Genomic DNA, 26,034 nt, shown 5'->3' on the forward strand with positions numbered 1-26,034 from the left:
GGCCCGAGCCCGGTGATCGCTCGTCCCCTTCCGGAGAGCAGCCATGGCCCAGCGTCAGCCCCAGGATCCACGATTCCGTGATCGTGGCGGCGCCCGGCCAGCCCCCATGCAGGCGGGTCACGTTCAAGCCGGCCCGGCCCGGCCCGCCCCGGCTCGACCTGCCGCCGCTCCACGACCCGCGTCGCCGGCCGTCGGCATCTCCGTCCCGGCGGCGGCCGCCGCACCCCTCCCGCGGACGAACCACCTCTTCGCCGGAGCGCAGTTCGCGTTCATCGCCTCGATCCTGATGCTCGGGCTGTACATCGGCCTGACCTCGACGTGGACCCTGCTGGAGCCCGACTTCCTCATCGGGCTCTCCCTGACGGCCGCAGCCACGTCCCTGCTCTTCGCCGTGCCACCGTCCGGCGCGCTCCGTGGCCTGCTCGTGCTGGTGCCGACCATCGACATCCTCGCCGTCGGCTTCTTCCGCGACACCCTGCCGAACCTGCCGACGTCGGGTCTCCTCATCGTGATCCCGGTGCTCTGGCTCGCGGGTGGGTTCGGGGTCTCGGCCCTGCCCGTCCCGGTCTTCGGAGCGATCTTCGTCTCCCTCATCCCGGTGGCGCGCGCCGGTGCATGGCCGACGACGCCTGGCGGGTGGGGTGCGATCTGCATCCTGCCGGCCCTCGTCCTCATCATGACCGTCACCGTGCATCTGGCCGCGCGTCAGCTCCGCGCCCATGAGGGACGGGCGCGCATCGCCCTCGCCGCGGCGACGGAGGCAGCGGCCATCGCGACGACGGTCTCGGAGTCGGTCGACGCCGCCGTCGCCTTCTTCCGGCCCGACGGCACGGCGGCGCTCCGCAACGAGGCCACGTACGAGCAAGCCGAATTGGCCGGGTTCGACCGGAAGACCCGCGCCGGTGTCCACGTGTACGGACCGGACCGGAAGACTCGGGTGTCGCCCGAGAAGCAGGTCATCAACCGGGCGCTGCGCGGGGAGAGCTTCCGCGGCGAACTGTATTGGATCGGCGAGCCGGGAGACCAGCGCGCCATCATCGGCAACGCGAGACAGGTGCACACCGACGACGGCACCTTCGTCGGCACCATCACGGTCGGGCACGACGTCACCGACCTCGCCAATGCGTTGGCGCTGCGCGAAGCGTTCCTCATCGACGTCTCGCACGAGCTCCGCACCCCGTTGACGTCGATCATCGGCTACCTCGACCTCCTCACCGAGGGACATGACCTCCGGCAGCTCGGACTGGAGCGCGAGGTCTCGACGATCCAGCGCAACGCGGAGCAGCTGTACGCGATCATCGGCGACCTGCTCGCGGCGGGGGACGCCGAGATGCGGGTGCGCATCGCCCTCACCGACGTCGCCGAAATCGCTCGGGCGAGCGCGGCCGCGATCCTGCCGCAGGCGTCGGAGGCCGGTGTCGCCGTTCGGGCCGAGATCCCTCCCCACGTGGAACTGGAGGGCGACGGCGGCCGGCTCCGCCAGGTCCTCGACAACCTGCTGTCGAACGCGGTGAAGTACACCCCGCGGGGTGGACGGGTCGCGGTGACCGTCGCGGTGGACGGCGAGACCTGCACCGTCAACGTCGCGGACACCGGCATCGGCATCTCGCCGGACGACCAGCGGCAGCTCTTCGATCGCTTCTTCCGGGCCAGGGAGGTCCGCGACGACGCGCGGCCAGGCGTCGGCCTCGGGCTGTCGATCGTGAAGTCCATCACCGAGGCGCATCATGGCTGGATCACCGTGTCCAGCCGTCCGGGCCGCGGCTCCACCTTCACCGTGACCCTGCCGCTCCGCCAGCCGCGCGCCGGCGCACCGTCCGCTTCCTGAGTCGGACCCAGGCAGGGAGGCGCTTCGGTACACATCGTGGGAGGCTTGGAGGATGGCGCAGATCCTCGACCAGCCGATCGTCGACGAGGCGACCCTCACCATGCAGCCGTGGGTCACCATCGTGTGGAACGACCCGGTGAACCTCATGTCCTACGTCTCGCTCGTCTTCCGCAGCTACTTCGGTTACACGCAGGAGGAGGCGGAGCGACTCATGCTCGCCGTGCACCACGAGGGCCGCGCGGTCGTCGCGACCGGCAACCGCGAGGAGATGGAGCGCCACGTCGAGGCCATGCACGGGTACGGGCTCTGGGCCTCGCTCGCGAAGGCCGACGCATGAGCGCCTTCGTCCGTCCGCCCGTCGGACCCGTCGTGCTCCGCCTCGACGAGCAGGAGACCTCGATCCTCGAGCAACTGGCGAGCCAGCTCGTCGACATGCTCGAAGACGCGACGCGCGCCGGGCTGGCGACCGCCGTGGAGCTCGACCCCGCCATGGCGCGACTGGTGCCGGAGGGGTACCGCGACGATCCCGAGGCCGCCGCGGAGTTCCGACGCTTCACCGCCGACGACCTCGTCGGCGGCAAGGTGACCGCGGCGCGGACCGTCCTGGCGGCGCTCACCACCGACGCGTCCGATGCGGCTCAGCCGACCGAGGTCCCGGCGGGGCACGAGGACGGTGCAGCCGTGACCCTCGAGGGTGAGACGGCCTGGACCTGGCTGCGGTTCCTCAACGACACCCGGCTCACCATCGCGGCTCGACTCGGCATCGAGGAGGACGACGCGGAGCCGTTCGACCCGGCTCCGACGACGTCGGACGACGAGCAGGATCCGCAGCTCATGATGGCGATCTACGCCTGGCTCGGGTACCTGCAGGAGTCGATCGTCGCCGTCCTCGACGAAGCCTGAGTCGCATCGCCGGACACCTCGGACCCTGGCGCCACGGGTAGCCTTGGTGACCATGCACATCCTCGTCTTCAGCGACCAGCACCCCGAGTCGTCCGGCGGGGCCCAGGTCTCGATCCGGCTGCAGCGGCGCTTCCTGGAGGCCGCGGGGCACACCGTCACGGTGTGCTCACCGCGGATGCACCAGGCGCACGACGACGACCCGCACTACCTCGACACCCCCTCGATCCCCATCACGCTCGACCGCGAGTACTCGATGACCGTGCCCGGCCGGCTCACCGACCGCTGGCTCGACGCACGCCTGGCCGAGCTGCCCCCGGTCGACGTCGTGCACGTGCAGGCCGACTTCTGGCAGGCGCTCACGGCCTACCGCTACGCCGAACGGCACGGGATCCCGGCGCTCCACACCATGCACAACCGCATGGACGTCGGCATCGAGCAGACCATGCCGGCGCCGGGCCTCGTCGTCGGAGCCTTGTCCTGGTGGCAGCGCAGAGTCCTCCGGCCGCGGCTCTCGACCCTGCCCACGGGCGTCTGGTCCTACCTGCAGGAGTTCGCCAAGCGTGCTGCCGTCGTCATCGCGCCGTCGCACCACTTCGCACGCGTCCTCCGCGAGCAGGGCGTGACCGCCCACGCCGAGGTCCTGTCGACGGGCGTCGACGACGCGGTGCTCGACGAGATCCTCGACGAACGCGCGACCACGCTCCACGTGCCGCACCGGCTGCCGTCGTTCGTGTGGATCGGCCGCTTCAGCCAGGAGAAGCGGCTCATGGAGTTCCTCGAGGCGGTCCGGCTCGCGGACGTCGACGCGGTGTTCCGCCTCTACGGGGCCGGACTCCTGCTCGCGAAGGCCCAGGCGTTCGTCGCCGAACACGACCTCGCCGACCACGTCGTCTTCGCCGGACGTGTCTCCTACCCCGACTCGCTGCGCGCCATCGCCGACGCCGATGCGCTGGTGCAGACGTCGATCGGGTTCGAGACGCAGGGCATGACCGTGTTCGAGGCGGCCGCACTCGGCACACCGTCGATCATCAGCGACCCGAACATCGCGGCGGAGCTCCCCGCCGACTCGATGTGGCAGCCGACGGACGGTGGGGTCGAGGCGCTCGCCGAAGCGATCCGCCGCGCCGTCGCCGACATCGAGGCGGGTACCGCGCCCGTCGTCGTACCCGGCCTCGCCCGCACCCTGCGCCAGTCGACGCAGACCACCCGCCTCATCGCCCTGTACGAGGCAGCCCTGGCGCCGGAGGCCGCGCGCTAGCATCGGCTCATGCGCAGGACATCGAAGCAGCAGCCCGGGCCGGACGGCGTGGAACGCGTCCTGATCCTCTCGGCCGGGGTCGGGTCCGGACACAACAGTGCCGCCGCCGCCCTGGAACAGGCGTGCGCCGGGCGTCCCGACGTCACCGAGGTCGAGGTCCTGGACGTCCTGCAGGCGAGTACCTCCCTGTACCGCGACGTCCTCGGCAAGGGGTATTTCGTGCTCGTCGAGGAGACGCCCTGGCTCGTGGAGTGGGGCTACGACCTCAGCGACGCACCGTTCCGTCGTCGCGGTCCGCTCGACCCCTGGACGCGGGCGAACGCGATGCCGGTGGTGAGCGCGATCAAACGCTTCCGGCCCACGGCGATCATCTGCACCCACTTCCTCCCGGCCCAGTTGCTGGCCTCCCTCATCCTGCGAGGCGCCGTCGACGCCAGGACCGCGGTCGTCACCACGGACTACGACTTCCAGGGCCTGTGGCTGACGAGCGCCTTCCACGCGCTCTTCCTCGCCCGGGAGGAGGGACGGGTCCAGCTGACGGCCCTCGGTCTTCCGCCCGACCGGGTCGTGGCTTCGGGGATCCCCATCGCCGCCCAGCCGAGCGGCCCGGCCGAGCGCGACCCGGCGGCACCGCCCATGTTGCTCATCTCGGCCGGAGCGTCCGGCGGTGACTACGCGCTCGCGGTCGTCCGACAGACACTGCACCTCCGGTCGCCGTTCACCGCCACGATCGTGTGCGGGCGGAACGAGGCGCTGCGGCGGAGCGTCGAGGACCTCATCGCGCCCGGCGACGACCGCTACACCGTGCTCGGCTTCACCGACGAGATGCCGCAGCTCCTGCGCCGAGCCGACCTGTTCATCGGCAAGCCCGGAGGACTGTCGGCGTCGGAGTGCATGGCCGCCGGTCTGCCGATGGTGCTCGTGAACCCGATCCCCGGGCAGGAGGTCCGCAACGGCGACTACCTCATGGAGCAGGGCGCCGCCGTCCGGTGCAACACCGCGACGACGATCGGGTGGAAGATCGACGGGATCCTCGGCGAGCCGGGGCGACTGGAGCGGATGCAGGCCGCAGCCCGACGGGTCGGTCGCCCCGACGCGGCTCGCGACGTCGTCGACCGGCTGCTCGACGGACCGGCGCGACCGTTCGTCGTGACCCGGGCGGCGCAGAAGACGATCTTCGACGCGAGCGCGCGGCGGGTCGTCGCGAGCGAGCTCGAGGGTGAGTCGGCCCTCGTGCGCCTCGTCGACCCGGCGGCGTCCAGCACGGTGGCGTTGCTCCGGGCCGGTGAGCTGGACGACCTGCAGCAGCGCTACACCGGGCCGGACGGCACCCTCGTGCTGCGACGCGACGACGCCGTGCTCTCCGTCCGGCGTGACACGCAGCGTCTGCTCCGCGCCGTCCTCGGACGTGACGACGAGCTCGCCGTGCGGGTCGACGGCCTCGCCGACCTCGAACCGGCCGGCCCGAGCTGATCGGATCGGGTCAGCCGACGGAGTCCGGCAGTCGGGCGGGGTCGTCGTCGAGGTCGCTGTCGCCGGCCCGCAGCGGGACCGCCGCCGCCCAGGTCGACGGGCTGTGCTGGGCGGCCTGCAGGGCCCAGTCGCCGGCGCGGGCCGACCAGCGGCGGGTGACCGGGTCGCGTTCGAGCGTCGGTGTCGGATCGAGGACGACCCGGACGACGCGTTCCTCGCCCGCCTGCAGGGTCACCTTCCGGAACCCGAGGAGCTGGGCGACCGGTCGATCGAGTGCGGTGTCGGCGGCGTAGAGCTGGACGACGGTCGACCCCTCGCGGTGACCGGTGTTCGTCACGAGGACCTCGGCGGTCCCGCCGGTGTCCTCGAACCGGTGCCCGAGCAGGCGGTGGTCGATCGTCGTGTATCCGAGGCCGAAGCCGAACGGGAAGGCCGGCGTGTGGCCCTCCTCGTCCAAGCGTCGCTGGCCCCAGCGGTCGTCGTACACGACGGCCTTCGCCTCGCGGTCGAACGGCGGCAGGTGTGCCGGATCGGTCGGGATCACGAAGGGCAGTCGCCCGCCGGGCTCGACCACACCGGTCAGGACGTCGGCGAGCGCTCGACCGCCCTCCATCCCGCCGTACCAGGCGAGGACGAGGGCCGGGACGCGGTCGCGCCAGGCCTCGGTGAGGATCGCGCTCCCGCCGATGAGCACGACGACCGTGCGCGGGTTGGCTGCGGCGACGGCCAGGATGAGGCGTTCGTCCGAGGGTCGGAGGCGGAGCGAGGTGCGGTCGCCGCCGCGCACGAACCGCGACGCCAGGTGCGCGACGCCCGTGATGGCGCTGCGGAGTCGACCCGAGTCCAGGGCCGCTCCGAGGACACCGACGTCGACGCCGCCGGTGACGACCGACTCGCCCTCGTCGTGCTGGTCGAAGCCGACGACGACGACGGCCGTGTCGGCGGCCGCCGCCGCAGTGACCGCGGCCCGCATGTTCCCGGCCGGGGTGCTCGTGATCTGCGTGTCGGGGAGTGCCTCACGGAGCCCCTGCAGCGGCGAGACGGTGGTCGGCGGACGGACGCGCGACGAGCCGTGGTCGCCGAGGTTCGCCCGGTCCGCGAGACGACCGACCACCGCGATCCGACGGGTCGTCGCAGACAGGGGGAGGAGCGGTGCGCCGTCGTCGACCGGGCGGTTGGCGAGGAGCACGATCGACTCCTCGGCGACGTGTCGGGCGAGCGCGCGGTGGGCCGAGCCGGCGACGACGTCCGCCGAGGGCTGCGGTTCGGTGCGGGTCGCGGCGTGCAGGAGGGTCGTCCGCAGGATGCGCCTGGCCGAGCGCAGGACGGTGGCGTGCTCGAGGGTGCCGGACCGCAGAGCGGCGGGCAGCTCGTGCGCCCGTCGCAGGCGGAGGGGCATCTCCACGTCCATCCCGGCCTCCAAGCTGCCGACGGCGTCGTGCGTCCCGAAGACCCAGTCGCTCGTCACGAAGCCCGTGAAGCCCCACTCCTCCCGCAGCACCTCGGTGAGCAGCGGACGGTTGACGTCCATGTACTCGCCCCGCACCCGGTTGTAGGCGCTCATGACCGAGTCCGCGCCGGCGTCGATCACGGCTTTGAAGTGCGGCAGGTACACCTCGTGCAACGCGTGGTCGTCCACCGAGACGTCGACCTCGAACCGCTCGTCCTCCATGGAGTTGAGCGCGAAGTGCTTCACGCACGCCATCGTGTGGACGCGGACGCCGCGGGTCATGGCCGACCCCATCCGGCCGGTCAGCACCGGATCCTCGCCGTAGCACTCCTGGGCGCGGCCCCACGCGGGATGGCGGAGGAGGTTGACGCAGACGGACGCCGAGTAGTTCGCCCCGCGGATCCGCGTCTCCGCACCGATCGCCTCACCCACCTGCTCCTCGAGCACCGGGTCCCAGGTGGCCGCCCGCGCCATCGTCACGGGGAACGCGGTGGACTCGCCGATGACGACACCGCGGGCGCCGTCACTGAACCGGATCCCCGGGATTCCGAGCCGCGGGACGGCTCCGGCCACGAACGGACGCCGGTGGAGCAGCACGGGGATCAGCGGGAGGAGTCGGCGCGGGGAGTCGCCGTCGAGCAGCCCCAGGAGTTCCGCGTCGGTCAGCCGCTCGATCAGTCGTTCGGCGCCTGCGTCGGCGTCGAGGCGTCCGGCGCGGATCTCCCGCACGACCTCGTCGTAGGCGTCGCCCTCGGGTGGTCCGCCTGCGCGGCGCTGCTTCGGCGGACGCGCGTTCCGGCGCCCGGTGACGATTCCCATGCTCTGCATTCTGCACCCTCGACCGGCATGCCGAGCCCCGACAGCCGACCGCACGATCAGTCGCGCGGCGGAGGACACCTCGGCGGGCGCCTGCGAGGATGGGACGATGTCGGGACACGAGGGGGAGTCGGTTGCCGCGCTGCAGCCGCTGATCGAGGCGGACGGCGTCGGAGCGGTGATCGACGGGGAGACCCTGCTGGCGCCCACGGACATCCGGGTCGAGCCGGGGATGGCGCTCGCCGTCCGGGGGCGGAACGGATCGGGCAAGACGACCCTGTTGCGGATCCTCAGCGGACGGCTGCGCCCGTCGAGCGGGACGGCGACGATCGGCGGCCGGACCATCGACGACCGCGACCGCACGGTGCGTCGCTCCGTCTCAGCCCTCATCGGCACCCCGGCCTACGCGCCGGACCTGACGCTGCGCGAACACCTGCGCTACATCTCGACGACGTGGGGTGTGACCGGGCAGGCGGCGGACGCCGCCGCCGACGAGCTGCTCGCGGCGTTGCACATCGACACGCTCGCGCGCCGCTTCGCCACCGAGCTGTCCTCGGGGCAGTCGCAGCTGTTCGCCCTGGCGACGGCGCTCGTCCGGCCCTTCGACGTCCTCGTGCTCGACGAACCTGAGCAGCGCCTCGACGCCGAGCGGCGTGGCCTCGTCGCCGACCGCATCCTGCTCGCGAAGGAGCGCGGGGCGGCGATCGTCTTCGCGAGCCACGACGCCGGGCTCGTCGAACGGGTCGCGGACGAGGCGATCACGGTCGAAGCCCCGTGAGCACCGGCTCCGGGCGCATCACGCGCGACGACCGTCGGATCCTCCGCGCCGGTCGGGCGGTGCTCGCCGCGCGCGACGGGCGTCCGCGGCTCACCGATGTCGCGTTCGTCGTCTACGCCGCGCTGCTCGTCGCGCTCATCGTGGGCGCTCCGCTCGTGCGGTTCGCAGTCCTCGGACTGATCGAGCCGGACGCCGCGGGCGTCGTGGCGGCCGTCCGGCCCGGGGCGGTCGCGCTGCTCTCGGCGATCGCGACGATCGTCGTCGTGCTCGGCGGTCGGACGAGGGGAGCGGTCGTGCCGAGGCCTGCGGCGGTGCAGTTCCTCGCCGATTCGCCATTGCCGCGTCGGCTCACGCTGCGTCGTCCTTTCGTCGCCTCAGCGCTCGCGCTCTCAGGGCTCTCGGTCCTCGTGGCCGGGGTGGTCGGCTTGTCGCGACTCCTGGTGCCCGGGGAGCGGGCGACCGTCTCGGCCGGAGTGGCCGCCGACACGGCCTCGGTGATCGGTATGACCGGACCGACCGTGCCCGCCGCCGTGGTGGCGTTCGTGATCGGTGCCGTGGGCTTCTCGCTGCTCCTCGCGGTGGCGTGGCTGCTCGGTCAGCACGGTTCGCGACGGACGGTCGCCGCCGTCGTCATCGTCGCCGGTGCGGGCGGAGTGCTCGGTCTCCTCGTCCCCGGCATGCTGCTCGTCTCCCCGTGGGGTTGGCTGGGCCTCCTCTGGTCGCCGGTCGCGGGCGGCGTCGAGAGCATGGTGCTCGGTGGCGCACTCGCGACGGGGGACTGGGCGGGGCTCTTCACCTGGGGTGGCGGCGGTGGCTGGTTCGCGTCGGTGGGGGTGCCGGTGTCCTGGTGGCCGGCGGTGGCGCTCGTCGTGCTCGGGGCTGTCTCCCTCCTGCTCGTCCCGAGGGCACTGGACGGGCTGCGCAGCGGCCCCCTCCTCGACCAGGCGCTGCGCTGGCAGCGGGTCGGGATGATGCTGCAGAGCGGCGACGCCTCGGGTGCCGTCGGCGGGCTGCGAGTCTCCCCGACGAGCGGTCGCCGTGTCCCGCTGCGGATGACCGGGCCGTTCTGGCTCGTCGTCCTCCGGCGGTCGATCGTCGGAGCTCGGCGGACACCCGGGCGGGTCGCCGTCGGTTCCCTCATCCTGGCGGTGTCCGGTGCGGCGGTCGGCCTCTCCTTCGGGCTCCCGGACGGTGTGCGGTGGATGCTCGCCGTCCCCGCGGCGTTCCTCGCCTACCTCGCGGTGGGTGTCTGGTGCGATGCCGTGCGACACGGGGTCGAGAGCGCCGGGACGCCGACGCTCTACGGCCGGAGCCCGCGGTCGCTCGTCTTCGCCGGAGCCGTCGCCCCGCTGCTGGCCGCGGTCGTGATCGGTGGGGTCGGTGCCCTGCTCGGGGTGCTCGCCTCCGCGGCACCGGGCGGGATGACCCTCCTCCAGCCGCTCGGGTGGTGGCTGCTGCTCGCGGTGTGGATCGTCGTGCTCCGCACGTTCGACGCCGCGAAGGGACCACTGCCGATCCTGCTGCTCATGCCCGTCCCGACGCCGTTCGGCGACGCATCCTCGCTGAACGTCCTGCTCTGGCAGTCGGACGCCATCCTGCTGGCGCTCCTCATCGGCGGTGGGTTGACGGCGCTGGCGCCAGTGGCACCGGGTGCGGCCGTCGTCCTGCTCGTCGCGGTGCTCGTGATCGTCGCGACGCTGGGGTTCGCGCGGCTGCGGAAGTTGTCCCGGCCGGCCTGAGCGACGGCGCGTGCAGCGCGAGAACAGGACAACAGCGCGAGAGCCGGACGGAAGACGCGATTCCGTCCGGCTCTCGCGCGGATCTCCTGCTGTGGTGCTGGTGGGCTGGGCTCTACTTCGCGACCTTGGCGGCGGCCTCGGCGAGCTTCGGGACGAGCTGCTCGAGGACGACGGGGATGCTGAGCACGGACGCCGCGCTGTAGGCCTGCGTGAGCTCGTCGGCGGGGTCGAGGACGATCGCGCGACCGTCCTGCACGACGGGGAGGCTCGCGAGGAGCGGGTCGGCGGTGGTGTCCGCTGCGCTGAACCCGATCGGGAGGAGGACGGCGACGTCGGCGTCGAACGCGGACACCTGTTCGGCGGAGACCGCCGCGTAGAAGCCAGAGGCCTCGAGATCGAGGACGGCCGGGTTCTGCTGGAAGCCGAGGTCGGCGAGGATGTCGAAGCGACCGTCACCCTCGAGGTAGGCGCCGTAGGCGTCGCCGAACTTCGTCGCGGCGACGGTGGTGAGCCCGGCGAACTCCTGGTGGAGGTCGGCGGCCTCGTTGATCGACTGCTTCGTGGCCGAGACGAGCGCGTCGCCCTCCTGGGTCTTCCCGAGCGCGGCGGCGACCTGCTCGAGCTGGACGTCCCACGGGGTCGCGAACGCGGCGGTCCCCTTGGGGGCGAAGACGGTCGGGGCGATCTCCGAGAGCCGCTCGTACTGCTTCTCGTCACCGGCGGAACGGGTGTTGAGGATGAGATCGGGTTCGAGCGCCTGGATCTGCTCGTAGTTGACGGTGTCACCGCTGTCCTCGATGATCTCGGGGGTCACGTCGCCGAAGAGGTCGGTGGCCCACGGGCCGACGGCCTTGTTGTCGGCGCCGAAGGACTGCCAGTCGTACACACCGACGGGCACCACGCCGAGGGAGAGCGCCATCTCCGCGTCGGACCAGCCGAGGGCGACGACGGTGAGGTCGCCGGCGGGTTCCGGGACGGTCACCTCGCCGAACATGGTGTCGACGGTGCCGAGCGTGCCGGTGGAGGCGTCGTCGGTGGAGGACCCGGCGGTGCAGCCGGCGAGGGCGAGGCCGGCGACCGCGAGGGCGGCGACGGCGGTGAGGGTGCGGGGCATGCGGCGCATGTTCTGCTTTCCGTTGAAGACGTGGGGTATGAGGTAAGCCTAAGCTTCCCAAGTCACGTCCCGGTAACGCTTGTGCTTGGGCCAGCGCGGTGCGCTGGCGTGAGCGCGGGTCACTGACGCGAGCGCGCCCCTCCGGAGACCCGCGGTCACGTCCCCTGGGGTGCGCTCACATCAGCGCACCGCGCTGGCACGCGGACCAGTTTGTGCGACATATGTCCGTGTAGGCATATCTGCTCTGTGGATAACCCTGGGCTGGAGTCTGGGCGCACTTAGCGTCGAGGGATGCCAATGACCCCACTACCTCGAACCGTTTCCACGCTGGCCTTCGTGTCAGGACTCCTGGGCCTTGCGGCCTGCACCGGACCAGCGCCAGCCCTGTCACCGACGAGCACGCCTCCGGTCTTCGAGAACGAGGAGGAGGCTCTCGCGGTGGTGACAGAGGTCTACCAGCAGTTCCTCGACATCTCGAACACCATCCTCCATGAGGGGGGCGTCAATCCGGAGCGCATCGATGTGATCGCGTCCGCCGACGTTGCGGCGATCGAATACGAGGCCTACTCCCGAATGCGCGATGGCGGCTACAGCAGTCGAGGAGATATAACTCTGTCCGGTGTCCAGGTCCGCGAGTTCTACAACTCGCCCGACTCAGTCGGAGTCGTCGCTCGAGCGTTCGCATGCGAGATCATCGGATCCGTCGAGATCTTGGATGCGAACGGTCAACCCCAACCGCAATCCGACCGCCTGCCCGCCATCGGATTCGAGATATCCCTCGGCGTTGACCCGGCAAGCTCCGGCCGCTTCCTCATCACGTCGAAGGATGCGGAAGAAGGTGCTTCATCATGCGCGTGAAGACGGCAATCGCAACGCTCGCCATGGCTCTCGTCGCGGGAGCGACGATCACACTGGCCGCTCCTGGACCTGCGAGGGCCGCGAGTTGCGGGTCCGCGGATGCGATCTGGGGATGCGCTGGTAACGGTTCGGTCGACATCGGTGGCAGCGTCGAACGCCCTGGCACCGGCGGTGGTTCCGGTGGCGGGACGGGCGGAGACAGCAGTGGTGGTGGCGGTTCGGCCGAGTTGCCACCTGGGGTGACCGACGGTCCCAACGGTGAGCGGACGGTCTGCAGCCTCATGCGGCCGGACGAGTGTTACACCTTCACTCCCGGCGACCTCGGCACCGACCTCGGAGCAGCACCCGCGGCCCCGGTCACGATCCGCGACGTCGCCAGCTTCGCCCCCGCCGCACCGACCGTCACCACCGAACCCGCCGCTTGGGGTGTCCGCGGGCTCCACACCAACGTCATCGCCGGCGCCTCCGGACACACCCGAACCGGCACCCTCCTCGGCCAGGTCGCGGAGGTGCACTTCATCCCCGTCGGATTCACCCTCGACTACGGCGACGGCGACACGACCACCACCCGGACCGGCGGATCCAGCTGGGCCGCCCTCGGGCTCGCGGAGTTCTCCAAGACCCCGACGAGTCACCGCTACACGACGGTCGGGACCAAGACCATCACCGTCGAGGTCGAGTACGCCGCCGAGTACCGCATCGGTGAGAGTGGCTGGCTCCCCGTCATCGGAACCCTGCCGATCCCGACCGAAGAACCCCACACGGTCCAGATCGTCCGCAACTCGACCGTCGGCGTCGACAAGCCGTGCCGACCCGGCACACCCGCCATCGGCTGCTGACACCGGCACCCGCCCACCACGGTGAGCGCGCCCCACCGGCGTGAGCGCACCCCTCCGGAGACCCGCGCTCACGTCACCGGGGCGCGCCCACGCCAACAAACCCGCGCTCGCGCCAGCGCACCGCGCTGACGCCTCCCAGCACCACGAGTCAGTGCGCGCCCATCAGCGGGATGACGAGCGGCGTGTGCGACTCGGGGTCGTTGATGATCCGGCAGCGGAGCCCGAAGACCTCCTCGACGAGCTCGGCCGTCACGATGTCCGCCGGCGCACCCTGCGCGACCACGTGTCCGTCCCGCATCGCGATCAGGTGCGTCGCGTACCGGGCGGCCTGGTTGAGATCGTGCAGGACCGCGACGAGGGTGCGACCACCCTCCTGGTTGAGCCGCGTGAAGAGGTCGAGCAGCTCCACCTGATGCGTGATGTCGAGGAAGGTCGTCGGCTCGTCGAGCAGCAGCAACGGCGTCTCCTGAGCAAGGGCCATCGCCACCCACACCCGCTGGCGCTGGCCGCCGGACAGTTCGTCGACGAGGCGACCGGACAGCTCGGTGACGTTCGTCGCCTCCATCGCCGCGAGCACCGCCGCTTCATCGGCCGCCGACCAGCGTCGGAGGATCGACTGGTGAGGGTACCGTCCGCGCGACACGAGATCGATCACCGAGATGCCGTCGGGCGCGATCGACGACTGCGGCAGCAGCCCGATGCGCTTCGCGACATCCTTCGACGGGTAGCGCGTGATCTCCTGACCGTCGAGCACGACCTGCCCCTGGGTCGGCTTCAGCAGCCGGGCGAGGGCACGCAGGAGCGTCGATTTGCCACAGGCGTTCGGCCCGACGATGACCGTGAACGAGTCGTCGGGGATCGCGATGTCCAGCTCGTGGATGATGGTCCGCTGGTCGTAGCCGACGCGGAGGCCTGTCCCGGCGAGTCTGGTGGTGGGGCTGTCGGTCTTCATGTCAGCGCTTTCCCGCCTGCGTGATGAGCAGGGCGATGAGGTAGATGCCGCCGAGGGTCACGGTCACCGCACCGACCGGCAGGGCGGCCGGGGCGATGATCCGCTGAGCCACGACGTCACTCACGAGGAGCAACGCCGCGCCCATGGCGGCCGAGGGGACGAGGGTGATGCCGGCGGACTTCGTCAGTCGCCGGGCGAGTTGGGGTGCGGCGAGGGCGACGAAGATGATCGGGCCGGCGACCGCGGTGACGGTCGCGGTGAGCGCGACGCCGATCACGAGCAGCAGCAGCCGCGTGCGCTCGACCGGGATGCCGAGGGCGCTCGCGATGTCGTCGCCGAACTCCAGCATGCCGAGTCGGCGGGACAGGAGCGCGAGGAGGGGGACGAGGACCGCGACCGCGATCGTCATGGGCACGACGTCCTGCCACCCGAGGTCGGCGAGCGAACCCATGCCCCAGCTCGCGGCCGCGATGGCGGCGTTGAGGTCCGCCCGCAGTTGCAGGTAGTCGTTGAACGCGTTGAGGACGGCACTGATCGCGATGCCGATCACGATGAGCCGGAAGCCCTGGACGCCCCGAGACCACGCGAGGAGATAGACGACGAGGGCCGTCGCGAGCCCGCCGATCAACGCACCGGACACCGTCGCCGCATAGTTCCCGCCGACGACGAGCGTGACGATGAGCGCGCCGGTGAACGCGCCGGAGTTGAAGCCGATGATGTCGGGACTGCCGAGCGGGTTCCGGGTGATCGACTGGAAGATCGCACCGGAGAGCCCGAGCGCGATCCCGCCGACGACGGCGATCACGACCCGCGGCAGGCGCCACTCCAAGACGATGCGGAGAACGCTCTCCGAGCCCGTGCCGGTGAACGCGGCGAGCAGCTTGTCGAGCGGGATGCGGTACTCGCCCTGGGTGAGCGCGAAGGCGCCGACCCCGACGACGACGGCGACCAGGGCGCCGACGACGACCAGCTCGCGCCGGTGGACCACCCAACTGACCCGACCGACCCGCACGGTGCGCCGGCCCGGTTCGGCGACCGCGGTCACAGCCCCTGCGCCTTCGAACGGCGGATGAGCACGATGAGGAGCGGGGCACCCACGAACGCCGTGACGATCCCCACCGGCATCTCGCCGGGGACGGCGACCCGCCCGACGAGGTCGGACAGCAGGAAGATGATCGGCGCGAACACCATCGTGAACGGGAGCACCCAGCGCTGGTCCGGTCCGACGATGGCGCGGGCGAGGTAGGGCGACATGAGTCCGAGGAAGGCGATCGGTCCGGCCGCCGCGGTGGCCGAACCGCACAACAGGGTGATCGCGACCACCGAGAGCACCCGCGTCCGGAGCACCTTCGTGCCGAGGGAGGTCGCGAGGTCGTCTCCGAGGGCGACGGCGTTGAGCGACCGGGAGACGACGAGGGCGAGGACGACCCCGACGATGAGGAACGGCAACACCCCGAGGAACACGTCCATCTGGCGGTTCTGCAGCGATCCAGCCTGCCAGAAGCGGATCTTGTCGAAGATGTCGGGGTTGCGGATCGTGATGGCGAAGGTCACCCCCTGCAGCGCCGCGGAGAGCGCGACGCCGGCGAGCACGAGGCGGACCGGGGTCGCGCCGGCGCGGCCCCGGGAGCCGATCACGTACACGATGACGGAGGCGAGGCCGGCGCCGGCGAAGGACCACCACACGTACGAGCTCAGGTCGGCGGTGCCGGCGATGGCGACGGCGAGCACGACCGCGAAGTACGCGCCGGCGTTGACGCCGAGGATGCCGGGGTCGGCGAGCGGGTTCCGCGTGACGGCCTGCATCATCGCTCCGGCGAGGCCGAGCGCCGCACCGACGCCGATGGCCAGGAGCATGCGCGGCACCCGGAACCCGGTGACGAGGATCGCGTTGGTGTCGTCGCCGCCCTGCGTGAGGGCGCGCCAGACCTCTGCGGCACTGATCGTCCCCGAGCCGATGAAGAGGCTGCCCGCGGCGATGGCGGCGAGCACGACGAGCGCTGCGACGAGGAGGAGCCAGCGTGAGGCGGTCGATCGGGCGATGCCGGTCGACGCCTCTCGTGCGCGGGCGGCCGCGGTCGGGAGCCGCAGGCTGTCGAGGTCGGCGCTCACCGGCTCATCGGTTGTCTTCGGCCTTGCCGTGTCGCCAGTAGCCCATGAACGCGACCGACTTGCGGTCGACGCCGCACCCGGAGACGAGGTGTCGGCGGAGCGTCGTGATGGCCGACGCCTCTCCGGCGAGCCACGCGTAGAGCGGTGCGCTCTCGAGGACGGGGCCTCCTGTCGCGTTGACCGGTGCTTCCCAGAGCAGCTCGGTGTCGACGTCGACGTCCTCGAGTGCCGGCTGCGTGGCGATCGTGGCGGTGTCGACGCTCGGCGCGAGGCGACTCGCGATGCGCTCGACCTCGGGGATGAGCAGGGTGCCCACGGGCTGGTCGCCGCGGGGGAGGACGACGACCTCGATCCCGTCGGGCTTCGTGGACAGGGCGGCGATGTCCTCCTCGTGCGGCAGCTCGACGACGGCGATCCCGCGCGCGGTGCTCGGCAGGCGCTCGAGGATCCCCGCGATCCCGGGCAGGGCCGTCTCGTCGCCGGCGAGGAGCACCTGGTCGACGGTGGCCGGCGCATGCCAGTCGATGCCGCCGGCCGGGACGGCCGACCGGGCGTTCGGGACGTTGACGACGAGCTCGTCGCCGACCTTCGCGTCCATCGCCCAGGTGGACGCGGGGCCGACGCGGCCGTGCAGGGCGATGTCGACGTCGAACTCGGCGAGCTCGGGCCGGACCTCGCGGATCGTGTACGTGCGCATCGGGTGACGCTTGTCGTTGGGCAGCAGTCGCCAGGCCTGGTACCAGTCGTCGTGCATCGGCAGCTCGTCGAAACCGGTGTCGGGCAGTGGGAAGAGCAGCTTGATGCGCTGATCGTGACGGTTGTCCGCGATGTGCTGGACCTCGGGGCCCGTGAACGTGAACCGCCGATAGCTCGGGCTCACCTGCTCGATACGCCGGACGACGGCTGCGAGGAGGATGAAGATCGAGTCGGGGGTCTGTTCACTGAGGCGAGGCATCGATAGGTAAGCCTACCCTTCGATGCGCCGGAGGTCACCCGCCGATCGCACCTTGTCGGCAGGGAGTGGCGGTGGTAAACTTGAGTCAGATTCACTCAAGTTTTGAACAGGAGATCGTACCCATGCCAGCAGGCCAGACGCCTCAGCAAGAGGATCAGCGCAGCGCGCTCGAGCAGTACGGCGTCAACCTGACCGAGATCGCCGCCTCCGGCAAGCTCGATCCGGTCATCGGCCGCGACGCCGAGATCCGCCGCGTGAGCCAGGTGCTCACGCGGCGCACCAAGAACAACCCCGTCCTCATCGGCGAGCCCGGCGTCGGCAAGACCGCCGTCGTCGAAGGCCTCGCCCAGCGCATCGTCGCGGGCGACGTCGCCGAGAGCCTCAGGGGCAAGCAGCTCATCTCCCTCGACCTCTCCGCGCTCGTGGCCGGCGCCATGTACCGCGGGCAGTTCGAGGAACGCCTCAAGGCCGTGCTCAAGGAGATCGACGAGTCCGACGGACAGATCATCACCTTCATCGACGAGCTCCACGTCCTCATGGGGGCCGGCGGCGGCGAGGGATCCGTCGCGGCGGCCAACATGCTGAAGCCCATGCTCGCCCGCGGCGAGCTGCGGCTCATCGGCGCGACCACGCTCGACGAGTACCGCGAGTTCATCGAGAAGGACGCCGCCATGGAGCGTCGCTTCCAGCAGGTGTTCGTGGGGGAGCCGAGCGTCGAGGACACGGTCGCCATCCTCCGCGGCCTCAAGGAGCGGTACGAGGCGCACCACAAGGTCGCCATCGCCGACAACGCGCTCGTCGCGGCCGCAGCCCTGTCCAACCGCTACATCACGTCGCGGCAGCTGCCCGACAAGGCGATCGACCTCATCGACGAGGCGGCCAGCCGACTGCGCATGGAGATCGACTCGGCCCCCGTCGAGATCGACGAGCTCCGACGCAGTGTCGACCGCCTGAAGCTCGAGGAGCTCGCCCTCAAGAAGGAGAAGGACGACGCCTCCAAGGAGCGCCTCGCCCGCCTCCGGGAGGACCTCGCGACCCGCCAGGCCGCGCTCGGTGAACTGCAGGCGCGCTGGGAGCGCGAGCGTGCGAGCCTCAACCGGGTCGGCGACCTCAAGAAGCAGCTCGACGCCGCCCGGAGCAAGGCCGAACGCGCCCAGCGCGAAGGCAAGCTCGAACAGGCGTCCAAGCTGCTCTACGCCGACATCCCGCAGCTCGAACGCGAACTCGCGCTCGCGGAGTCGGCCGAGCAGGACACCGACGGCGAACCCCGGATGGTCAACGACCAGGTGACCGCCGAGGACATCGCCGCCGTCATCGCCGCGTGGACCGGCATCCCCGTGGGTCGCCTATTGCAGGGCGAGACGGAGAAACTGCTGCACCTCGAGCAGGAGCTGTCCCGCCGACTCATCGGGCAGCACCGTGCGGTCGCCGCCGTGTCCGACGCCGTCCGGCGCACCCGGGCCGGCATCTCCGATCCCGACCGCCCGACCGGCTCCTTCATGTTCCTCGGCCCCACCGGCGTCGGCAAGACCGAGCTGGCGAAGGCGCTCGCCGAGTTCCTCTTCGACGACGAGAAGGCCATGGTCCGCATCGACATGTCCGAATACGGCGAGAAGCACTCGGTCTCCCGGCTCGTCGGTGCACCTCCGGGGTACGTCGGCTACGAGCAGGGCGGGCAGCTCACCGAGGCCGTCCGTCGACGCCCGTACTCCGTCGTGCTGCTCGACGAGGTCGAGAAGGCGCACCCCGAGGTGTTCGACATCCTCCTGCAGGTGCTCGACGACGGCCGGCTGACCGACGGCCAGGGGCGCACCGTCGACTTCCGGAACGTCATCCTCGTGCTGACGTCCAACCTCGGCTCGCAGTACCTGATGGACGCCTCGCTCTCCCTCGAGCAGAAGGAGGAGGCCGTCCAGCAGCTCGTGCGCCAGGCCTTCAAACCGGAGTTCATCAACCGTCTCGACGACATCGTCGTGTTCCAACCGCTCAGCGAAGCGGAGCTCGGCCAGATCGTCGAGCTCTACATCGATCGCCTGCAGCGTCGACTGGGCGAGCGTCGGCTGCACCTCGCGGTCACGCCCGATGCGCGTGCGTGGCTCGCGGAGCGCGGCTACGACCCCATGTACGGCGCGCGTCCGCTGCGTCGACTCATGCAGCGGGAGATCGACGACCGCCTCGCGCGGGCGATCCTCGACGGCTCGATCCGCGACGGCGACACCGTCCACGTCGGGCTCGCGAGCGACGGCGACGGCCTCACGGTCGAGCGAGCGGTGGTCCCGGCCTAGCCCGGCTGCTTGCGGCCAGCGCGGTGCGCTGACCCGAGCGCAGCCTATCGACGTGAGCGCGCCCCTCCGGAGGGGTGCGCTCACGCGTCTGCCCCGCGCTCACGCGACAGCACCGCGCTGGCAGTGACCCCCGAGTGGGGGAGGAAACCCCTGGTGCCCGACGGATGCCGCGCACTAGCGTGATCCTCGCGGTGGGCCCGGTCGGCGCGCCCTGAGAGGACACGATGTCGCACGCAGCCCCGATCACGACGCCCGAGACCAGCGGCACCGCCGCGCCCCTCTGGCGTCACGCACACGCCCCCGCCTGGTTCTTCTTCGGCGGCCTCGCGCTCTGGCTGTTCCTGCTGTTGGTGCCGCACGTGCTCCTCGGCAACCCGGCAGTGGTCCCCGCGTGGATCCTGCTCGGCTCAGGGCTGGCCGCGTCCACCCTGCTGCTCATCATGGCCCGACGCCTCCAGTCGGGCGACGGCGTCACGACGGCGACGCTCCTCTGGGCGGTGCTGGTCGGAGGCTTCATCGCCATCACGCTCGGCAGCACCTTCGACTCCCTCATCGGCGTCGCCGCGACCGATGCCGGCGAGAACCCGCACGACATCGGGCTCTTCTTCGCCGGGGTCGCCGAGGAACTGGCGAAGATCATCGCCGTCGTGATCGTGGCATGGCGGTTGCCGGTGAAGACCGCCCGGGGTGGTCTCTTCGTCGGCGGTGCCGTCGGCATCGGCTTCGCCGTCCTCGAGAACCTCTGGTACATCGGACAGGGATGGGCGGCCGGCGTCGAAGCATCGCAGAAGCTCGCCGCCGGCTCACCACCCCTCGAGACCATCCTCACGCACCCGGCGTTCCAGGCGGCCGGAGCCGCGTTCGCCCGGACGATCTTCGACCCGGTCGGCCACCCACTGTGGACGGCGCTGCTCGCCGCCGCGGTGTTCGCCGCTGCACGCAACGGACGGTTCCGGATCACCGTGGGCGTGCTCCTGACCTACCTGCTCGTCGCGGTCATGCACGGCCTGTGGGACGGTAACACCGTGCTCTGGGGGCTGCTGTTCCCGGCCATGCCGGTGCTCAAGGTGCTCGTCGTCCCGGCCATGATCGTGCTCGTCGTCGCCTTCGCGCTCATCTGGCGGGCACAGGCCCGTCGCATCAACCGCGACGCGGGCGTCGTGTCGCTCCACGTCCCGCGTCGCGAGCGGAAGCAGGCCTGACCACCGGACGCGCGAGGTCTGCTGTGATCCGGGCATGCCGGGGAGTAGCGTGAAGCGCACCCGATCCGCGACGCCGAGGAGACACCCATGCTGGGACGCAAGACCTTCGAACAGCGAGAGGTCGACCAGGCGAAGACGATGATCGCCGCGCTGGTCGCCGGACGCGAGACGCTGGCCGAGGCCGGGGCGGACCCGGCAGCGCTGGCCGTGGTCGACCCCGAGTTCTTCACCGGCCTCACCCTCGTGCTCGACCGGCCGTTCGTCCACCGGGTGCGCTCGGTGCTCGGGAAAGGTCCCGGGGCCCTCAACGAGCTCGAACTCATCGTCGCGTCGATCCTCGACCACGACCGGGTGTTCACGGTGGGGACCGTGTTGCAGTACGCCGATGGGGCGTCGTTCACCGGCCTCGTCCCGGGCGAGACGATCCGGCTGAGCGCCGAGCAGTTCGAGCGCCTCGCCGTCGGCGTCTTCGCCGAGTTGGAGGAGTTGTTCGTCGAAGCGGTGTGAGGTGCGGCGTCGGCCGCGAGTCTGCGTCACGCACTCCGCGGACGGTGCCACGATCAGCTCGTGAGCTCATCGACGTCCGGACCGATCGCCCTGCGGCACGGCGCGAAACTCCGCCTGATCCTGTCCGCCGTCATCGGCTTGGGCGTCGGGGTGGCCACTGGCCTGACCTGGTTCTGGGCGGGGGCGATCCTGGCCGGCTGGGGAGCCACGTGCGTCGTCTTCATCGTCTCGCTCTGGGCGCGTATCTGGCGGATGGACCCGGCACGCACGCGCGAGCATGCGACCTCGGAGGAACCCGGACGGACGACGAGCGAGGTCCTCATCGTGCTGGCGAGCGTCGGGAGCCTCGTCGCCCTCAGCGTCGTGATCCTGCAGGCGCGGGCGTCGACCGGCGTCGAACAGGGCCTGCTGGCGGGGTTCTCGGTGCTGAGTGTCGCCATGTCGTGGGCGCTCATCCACACGATCTACACCCTCCGGTACGCACGCATGTACTTCGCTGCTCCGGAGGGCGGCATCGACTTCAACCAGGAGGAGGCGCCCCAGTACAGCGACTTCGCCTACCTCTCGTTCGACCTCGGCATGACCTACCAGGTCTCCGATACGACGCTGCGGTCCAGTGAGCTGCGCCGCACGGTGCTCAAGCACACCCTGCTGTCGTACCTCTTCGGCTCCGTGATCCTCGCGACCGTCATCAACCTCGTCGCGGGGCTGTAGCGGCTCGACGGATACACCCTTCGACCCGCGGTTCCTGAGCCTGTCGAAGGGCAGCGACCAGTTGAGGTGCTCAGGGACCGGTCACGATGACGTGTGACCCAGCGAACGACGACTGCGCAGCCCGGCGGACCGGACTGCGCAGCGTGGTGGAACGGGATGATCAACCACCGACCTGCCAGGCCGTCGTTCCCCCGGAAGCATTCGTCGAGTAGTGCAGGCCGATGCCGAGTGTGACAGGGGAACCCTGGAAGAGGATGCTGGCATCGAACCGGTAGAACGCATCCGCGGATGGGCCGGCCGCGGGCTGATCGCACAAGACCCTCTTCACCGCCCATCCGACCGCCCACGATCCTTCGGTGTGACACTCGTGGCTACCACCGATACCCCCATAGGGCCTGATCCATGCGACATCGCCATCCCAGAACGTACGGCCGCGGTGGATCTCCGCAAGTCCTCCTCCGAGATAGGTGTGTGTCCAGTTCCGGTACCAGGCCTCGGGTCCAGCCATGATCCCCGCCGCTCGTGCTTCTTGGATGTCCGCCTGCGTTGCGCGGACGGGGGCGGACTCCTCGACCGTCACTTCTCCTTGACAAATCGAGTAGTCGGCCGCGGATCGAGAGCCACCGGTCGGGCGAATCTCATCGATCTGGTCTACGCAGTGCTCGGATGTCACCTCGACAGTCTCGACGGTTGAGGATTCAGCTGAGGCGGGGCTACCCATCAGAAACGGGATGACGAGAACGGCGGTGGCCGTCACCGTGGTCAATATGCGTCGTGTCATAGGAAATCCTCTCGATACGCGATCCGGTTGGTCGACCGCCTGATCAAGATATACTTAAATATTTCATATGTGCAAGAGGATTGAGCATGTGAGGATACGCTCGCGGTTGATACGAGTGTGCCTCGTCGTTGGTCTCCTGGCTGCGCCAGTTCAGTTTGGAACGGCGGACGGCGGCTCCGTGGTCGCGGTGTTTCAAGGGGTCGGCGTATGGGCGATAGCACGCCAGTCACGCGGTGCAACGGAGCCGGATACGTCGCGCGATTGGTGGCGTCTGACGGAACGACCTTCGATGAGCGTTCTCGCTGCCCTGCTCGCCGGTCTCGCGACAGTCAGCATGATCGTCTACGGGGCCCACTGGGGCGCGACTGGAGAACTCATCTTGCGATCATGCGTGGGAGCAGCCTTGACTGCGTTGTTCATCGTGTCGGCTGTTGGACTGCGTCGTCACCGGCCTACCTCGAGCGATGACGGATGAGCCCCACGAACCACGACTGCGCAGCCCGGCGGACCGGACTGCGCAGCGTGGTGGTGCAGGAACCGAGCCGACTACTCCTGGACGATCACGAGGTCGGCGAGCGGACGACGCTCGCGCGGAGCGGTCTCGCGGTCGCGGAGCATGCCCTCGGGCAGGAGTTCCGGGTCGCCGAGCTCGCCGAGCGCGGTGACGGTGAACGGCAGGAGGCCGTCCGGCAGCGAGAACGCCTCGCGAATGCCGTCGGCGGAGAAACCGGCCATCTGGTGTGCGAAGAGGCCGTCGCTGTGGGCCTGGACGCTCAAGTGCGCCATCGCCTGGCCGAGGTCGTAGATGGCCCAGGGACGCTCGTTCCCCTCGTCGTCGACCGTCTCGGCGACGGCGACGATGAGCGCGCCCGCCTGAGCGGCCCACCCTCGGTTGAACGCCACCAGCTGCTCAGCGATCGCGTCGAACGTGGCGGTCCCCTTGGTGCCGACGATGAACCGCCAGGGCTGCACGTTGTTGGCGCTCGGCGACCAACGCGCGGCTTCCAGGGCCGAGGCCATCTTCGCGGCGGCGACGGGCTCGCTCACGAAGGAGCGGGGGCTCCACCGGTCGGCGAGGACGTCGAGGATGGGGGCGTCGGTCTGGGCGGTACGGGTGACGATGGACATGCGGTCTCCAAGCGGAACAAGGGAAGTGGACAGAGGCTGCGTCGCCATTGACGATGGATGCAACTGCATCGATCGAGGCACTATTCCCGGGTTCGAGGGGTCCGTGCAGCAGTGACGATCTCGGCGATCCGGTGCGGGGCCGCTTCGTCCTGCAGCGACGTCGTGTCGCCGAGGGGCCGCTGGTCGACGATGTCGCCGAGCAGACGCCGCATGATCTTCCCCGAGCGGGTCTTCGGCAGGTCTGGGACCACGAAGACGTCGCGCGGCTTCGCGATCGGGCCGATCTCGTTCGCCACGTGGGAGCGCAGTGCCTCGCGGAGTGCCGCAGAGCGATCCAACCAGTACGCCTCGCCGTCGGCCTCGGGCCCGTGGGACCGCGAGGAGGGGATGACGAACGCGGCGATCGCGCTCCCCGTGATCGGGTCGTGCACGCCGACGACGCCGGCCTCGCCCACGTGGGGATGCGACACGAGGGCCGATTCGATCTCGATGGTCGACAGGCGGTGGCCCGAGACGTTGATGACGTCGTCGACGCGCCCGAGGACCCAGATGTCGCCGTCCTCGTCCCACTTCGCGCCGTCGCCGGAGAAGAAGTAGCCCTGCCTCCAGTACTTCGCCCAGTACGAGTCGCGGTAGCGCTCCGGGTTGCCCCAGACCGTGCGTGCGAGCGAGGGCCCGAAGCGGCTGACGACCAGGTACCCGCCGGATCCGTACGGCACCGTCTCGCCGTCCTCGTCGACGACCAACGCCTCCAGGCCGGGGAGTGCGCGACTGCCGGAACCCGGCTTGATCGTGGTCGCACCGGGGAGCGGTGCGATGACGGCCGACCCCGTCTCCGACTGCCACCAGGTGTCGACGACCGGGGTCTCGCCGCGCCCGATGCGCTCGCGGAACCACATCCAGGCCTCGGGGTTGATCGCCTCACCGACGGTGCCGAGGAGCCGGAGGGTCGAGAGGTCGTACTCGGCGGGCGGCCCCTCGGGGAACCACGTCATGAGGGTCCGGATGAGCGTGGGTGCCGTGTAGTACGTCGTCACGCCGTAGCGCTCGATGATCTCGAAGTGCCGTGCCTGGTGCGGAGTGTTCGGCGTGCCCTCGTAGATCACCTGGGTGAGCCCGTTCGAGAGTGGACCGTAGATCTCATAGGTGTGTGCGGTGACCCAGGCGAGATCGGCGGTGCACCAGTGGACGTCGTCGTCCTTGGCGTCGAAGATCGCCCAGTGGGTCCAGGACGCCTGCGTGAGATAGCCGCCAGAGGTGTGGACGAGTCCCTTGGGCTTCCCGGTGGTGCCGCTCGTGTAGATGATGAAGAGCGGGTTCTCCGCATCGAACGCCTCGGCCTCGTGGGTGTCGGCGGCGACACCCACGGTGTCGTGCCACCAGACGTCGCGACCGGGGGTCCAAGGCACGTTCGGCGTCTCGTCGCCCGTGCGTGCGACGACGAGCACGTGCTCGATGGACGGCACACCGTCGACGGCGGCGTCGGCGTTCTGCTTGACGGGCACAGCGGTACCCCGGCGGTACTGGCCGTCGGTGGTGATGAGCAGCTTCGCCTCGGTGTCCTCCACCCGGAAGCGCAGCGCCTCGGCGGAGAACCCACCGAACACGAGGGAGTGGATGGCGCCGATGCGCGCGACGGCGAGGGTGGCGATGACCGTCTCGGGGATGACCGGCAGGTAGATGACGACGCGGTCGCCCTGCCCGATGCCGAGTGCCGTCAGGGCGTTGGCGGCCTTCGCGACCTCGCGCTGCAACTCGGCGTAGGTGATGGAGCGGCGGTCGCCCGGCTCGCCCTCGAAGTGGAGGGCGACCTTGTCGCCTCGTCCGGCATCGACGTGGCGGTCGACGCAGTTGACCGCCACGTTGAGCGTTCCCCCGGCGAACCAGGTGGCGGCGGGGACGGTGAGCTCGGGCTCGGGGTCCGTCGGGTCGGACCCGTCGACCGGTCGGGCCGGGTCCCACGTGTGCGCCGTGTGCCACGGGGTGACCCAGTCGAGGCGTCGGGCCTGCTCCTCCCAGAACGCCACGGGGTCGGCGGCCGCGCGGACCCACTCCTCCGGGCCGACGTTCGCCGTCCGGGCGAGGTCGGCCGGCGGGGCGTAGCTGCGGGTCTCGGCGAGGAGGTTCGCGATGGTGGCGGCGGGCGCCGCGGACGTCGATCCATCAGTGGGAGGCATGCTGCAACGCTACGCGGGAGTCCGGTGCCGGTGCCATCCGCGGGTCATGCGGCGTCACGGTCCGGAGGTTCCGAGGGGCTGTGGAGGAGCGTCGGGAGTAGCCTCGGAGGGCCGCCACGAAGCGTGGCGGACGCCGATCAGGGGTGCGCAGGCGCATCTCGGGAA

At 70.5% G+C, this 26,034-nt stretch carries 22 protein-coding genes; 13 read left to right on the top strand and 9 right to left on the bottom strand.

Annotation, left to right across the window (positions count from 1 at the left end; translation table 11 throughout):
• Nucleotides 1–43 precede the first annotated feature (43 nt).
• The 5 genes from BIU99_RS16070 to BIU99_RS16090 are packed head-to-tail and all read left to right on the top strand — an operon-like array spanning nucleotide 44 to nucleotide 5,462.
• Nucleotides 44–1,828, top strand: coding sequence for a cell wall metabolism sensor histidine kinase WalK (locus tag BIU99_RS16070; RefSeq protein ID WP_083397426.1), 1,785 nt, complete (start codon nucleotides 44–46; stop codon nucleotides 1,826–1,828).
• Between the two features lie 52 nt (nucleotides 1,829–1,880).
• Nucleotides 1,881–2,165 carry an ATP-dependent Clp protease adapter ClpS gene (gene clpS, locus BIU99_RS16075; RefSeq protein ID WP_071262204.1) on the top strand — a complete coding sequence of 95 codons (285 nt, stop codon included), beginning with the start codon at nucleotides 1,881–1,883 and terminating at the stop codon, nucleotides 2,163–2,165.
• A complete protein-coding gene (locus BIU99_RS16080) occupies nucleotides 2,162–2,731 on the top strand; it encodes a DUF2017 family protein (protein ID WP_071262205.1) in 570 nt (189 codons plus the stop codon). Before clpS ends, BIU99_RS16080 begins: the two co-directional genes overlap by 4 nt.
• 52 nt (nucleotides 2,732–2,783) lie before the next feature.
• Complete coding sequence (locus BIU99_RS16085) at nucleotides 2,784–3,989, top strand: glycosyltransferase (RefSeq protein ID WP_071262266.1); 1,206 nt, start codon at nucleotides 2,784–2,786, stop codon at nucleotides 3,987–3,989.
• A 9-nt stretch (nucleotides 3,990–3,998) separates the two neighbouring features.
• Complete coding sequence (locus BIU99_RS16090) at nucleotides 3,999–5,462, top strand: glycosyltransferase (protein ID WP_071262206.1); 1,464 nt, start codon at nucleotides 3,999–4,001, stop codon at nucleotides 5,460–5,462.
• 10 nt (nucleotides 5,463–5,472) lie between these two features.
• Here the strand turns inward: BIU99_RS16090 and BIU99_RS16095 are convergent, their stop codons facing one another.
• On the bottom strand, nucleotides 5,473–7,731 hold the full coding sequence (locus tag BIU99_RS16095; RefSeq protein WP_071262267.1) for a beta-glucosidase: 2,259 nt from the start codon (nucleotides 7,729–7,731) through the stop codon (nucleotides 5,473–5,475).
• 106 nt (nucleotides 7,732–7,837) lie between these two features.
• Between BIU99_RS16095 and BIU99_RS16100 the strand changes: the two genes are divergently transcribed.
• Both BIU99_RS16100 and BIU99_RS16105 read left to right on the top strand, forming a co-directional pair.
• The gene (locus BIU99_RS16100) at nucleotides 7,838–8,506 is read left to right on the top strand and encodes an ABC transporter ATP-binding protein (protein WP_071262207.1); all 669 of its coding nucleotides are present in this window, start codon (nucleotides 7,838–7,840) and stop codon (nucleotides 8,504–8,506) included.
• Nucleotides 8,503–10,245, top strand: a complete 1,743-nt coding sequence (locus BIU99_RS16105) for a hypothetical protein (RefSeq protein ID WP_071262208.1) — start codon at nucleotides 8,503–8,505, stop codon at nucleotides 10,243–10,245. Before BIU99_RS16100 ends, BIU99_RS16105 begins: the two co-directional genes overlap by 4 nt.
• 112 nt (nucleotides 10,246–10,357) lie before the next feature.
• Here the strand turns inward: BIU99_RS16105 and BIU99_RS16110 are convergent, their stop codons facing one another.
• Entirely contained in the window at nucleotides 10,358–11,359 is a 1,002-nt protein-coding gene (locus BIU99_RS16110; protein ID WP_197977379.1) for an ABC transporter substrate-binding protein, read from the bottom strand.
• Nucleotides 11,360–11,650: 291 nt separating this feature from the next.
• Between BIU99_RS16110 and BIU99_RS16115 the strand changes: the two genes are divergently transcribed.
• A complete protein-coding gene (locus tag BIU99_RS16115; protein WP_139205482.1) occupies nucleotides 11,651–12,217 on the top strand; it encodes a hypothetical protein in 567 nt (188 codons plus the stop codon).
• 239 nt (nucleotides 12,218–12,456) lie between these two features.
• The gene (locus tag BIU99_RS16120) at nucleotides 12,457–13,056 is read left to right on the top strand and encodes a hypothetical protein (RefSeq protein WP_071262211.1); all 600 of its coding nucleotides are present in this window, start codon (nucleotides 12,457–12,459) and stop codon (nucleotides 13,054–13,056) included.
• Between the two features lie 148 nt (nucleotides 13,057–13,204).
• Here BIU99_RS16120 and BIU99_RS16125 read toward each other — a convergent pair whose 3' ends face one another.
• The 4 genes from BIU99_RS16125 to BIU99_RS16140 are packed head-to-tail and all read right to left on the bottom strand — an operon-like array spanning nucleotide 13,205 to nucleotide 17,075.
• Nucleotides 13,205–14,008 carry an ABC transporter ATP-binding protein gene (locus tag BIU99_RS16125; protein ID WP_071262212.1) on the bottom strand — a complete coding sequence of 268 codons (804 nt, stop codon included), beginning with the start codon at nucleotides 14,006–14,008 and terminating at the stop codon, nucleotides 13,205–13,207.
• A 1-nt stretch (nucleotide 14,009) separates the two neighbouring features.
• Nucleotides 14,010–15,053 carry an iron chelate uptake ABC transporter family permease subunit gene (locus tag BIU99_RS16130; protein WP_071262213.1) on the bottom strand — a complete coding sequence of 348 codons (1,044 nt, stop codon included), beginning with the start codon at nucleotides 15,051–15,053 and terminating at the stop codon, nucleotides 14,010–14,012.
• The gene (locus BIU99_RS16135; protein WP_083397427.1) at nucleotides 15,050–16,120 is read right to left on the bottom strand and encodes an iron chelate uptake ABC transporter family permease subunit; all 1,071 of its coding nucleotides are present in this window, start codon (nucleotides 16,118–16,120) and stop codon (nucleotides 15,050–15,052) included. The genes BIU99_RS16130 and BIU99_RS16135 overlap by 4 nt, the downstream gene beginning before the upstream one ends.
• 4 nt (nucleotides 16,121–16,124) lie before the next feature.
• Nucleotides 16,125–17,075 carry a siderophore-interacting protein gene (locus BIU99_RS16140; RefSeq protein WP_083397428.1) on the bottom strand — a complete coding sequence of 317 codons (951 nt, stop codon included), beginning with the start codon at nucleotides 17,073–17,075 and terminating at the stop codon, nucleotides 16,125–16,127.
• A 122-nt stretch (nucleotides 17,076–17,197) separates the two neighbouring features.
• Here BIU99_RS16140 and BIU99_RS16145 point away from each other — a divergent pair, with 122 nt between their 5' ends.
• The 4 genes from BIU99_RS16145 to BIU99_RS16160 all read left to right on the top strand — a co-directional run bounded on the left by BIU99_RS16145 (nucleotide 17,198) and on the right by BIU99_RS16160 (nucleotide 21,783).
• Nucleotides 17,198–19,360: an ATP-dependent Clp protease ATP-binding subunit gene (locus BIU99_RS16145; RefSeq protein WP_083397429.1), complete on the top strand. Its 2,163-nt coding sequence runs from the start codon at nucleotides 17,198–17,200 to the stop codon at nucleotides 19,358–19,360.
• A 224-nt stretch (nucleotides 19,361–19,584) separates the two neighbouring features.
• Complete coding sequence (locus BIU99_RS16150) at nucleotides 19,585–20,562, top strand: PrsW family glutamic-type intramembrane protease (protein ID WP_071262214.1); 978 nt, start codon at nucleotides 19,585–19,587, stop codon at nucleotides 20,560–20,562.
• 87 nt (nucleotides 20,563–20,649) lie between these two features.
• Nucleotides 20,650–21,069, top strand: a complete 420-nt coding sequence (locus tag BIU99_RS16155; protein ID WP_064295513.1) for a hypothetical protein — start codon at nucleotides 20,650–20,652, stop codon at nucleotides 21,067–21,069.
• A 60-nt stretch (nucleotides 21,070–21,129) separates the two neighbouring features.
• Complete coding sequence (locus BIU99_RS16160) at nucleotides 21,130–21,783, top strand: DUF1345 domain-containing protein (protein WP_231884350.1); 654 nt, start codon at nucleotides 21,130–21,132, stop codon at nucleotides 21,781–21,783.
• A gap of 160 nt (nucleotides 21,784–21,943) precedes the next feature.
• Here the strand turns inward: BIU99_RS16160 and BIU99_RS16165 are convergent, their stop codons facing one another.
• From BIU99_RS16165 to acs, 3 genes are all read right to left on the bottom strand, one after another.
• Nucleotides 21,944–22,540 (bottom strand): hypothetical protein, encoded by a 597-nt coding sequence (locus BIU99_RS16165; protein WP_139205483.1) that lies wholly within the window; start codon nucleotides 22,538–22,540, stop codon nucleotides 21,944–21,946.
• A gap of 570 nt (nucleotides 22,541–23,110) precedes the next feature.
• Nucleotides 23,111–23,692, bottom strand: coding sequence for a nitroreductase family protein (locus tag BIU99_RS16170; RefSeq protein WP_064295515.1), 582 nt, complete (start codon nucleotides 23,690–23,692; stop codon nucleotides 23,111–23,113).
• A gap of 80 nt (nucleotides 23,693–23,772) precedes the next feature.
• Nucleotides 23,773–25,869 (bottom strand): acetate--CoA ligase, encoded by a 2,097-nt coding sequence (gene acs / locus BIU99_RS16175; protein ID WP_071262216.1) that lies wholly within the window; start codon nucleotides 25,867–25,869, stop codon nucleotides 23,773–23,775.
• Nucleotides 25,870–26,034 lie beyond the last annotated feature (165 nt).

Source organism: Plantibacter sp. MMLR14_011 (genome assembly GCF_001865025.1).
Classification (GTDB): Bacteria; Actinomycetota; Actinomycetes; order Actinomycetales; family Microbacteriaceae; genus Plantibacter; species Plantibacter flavus_A.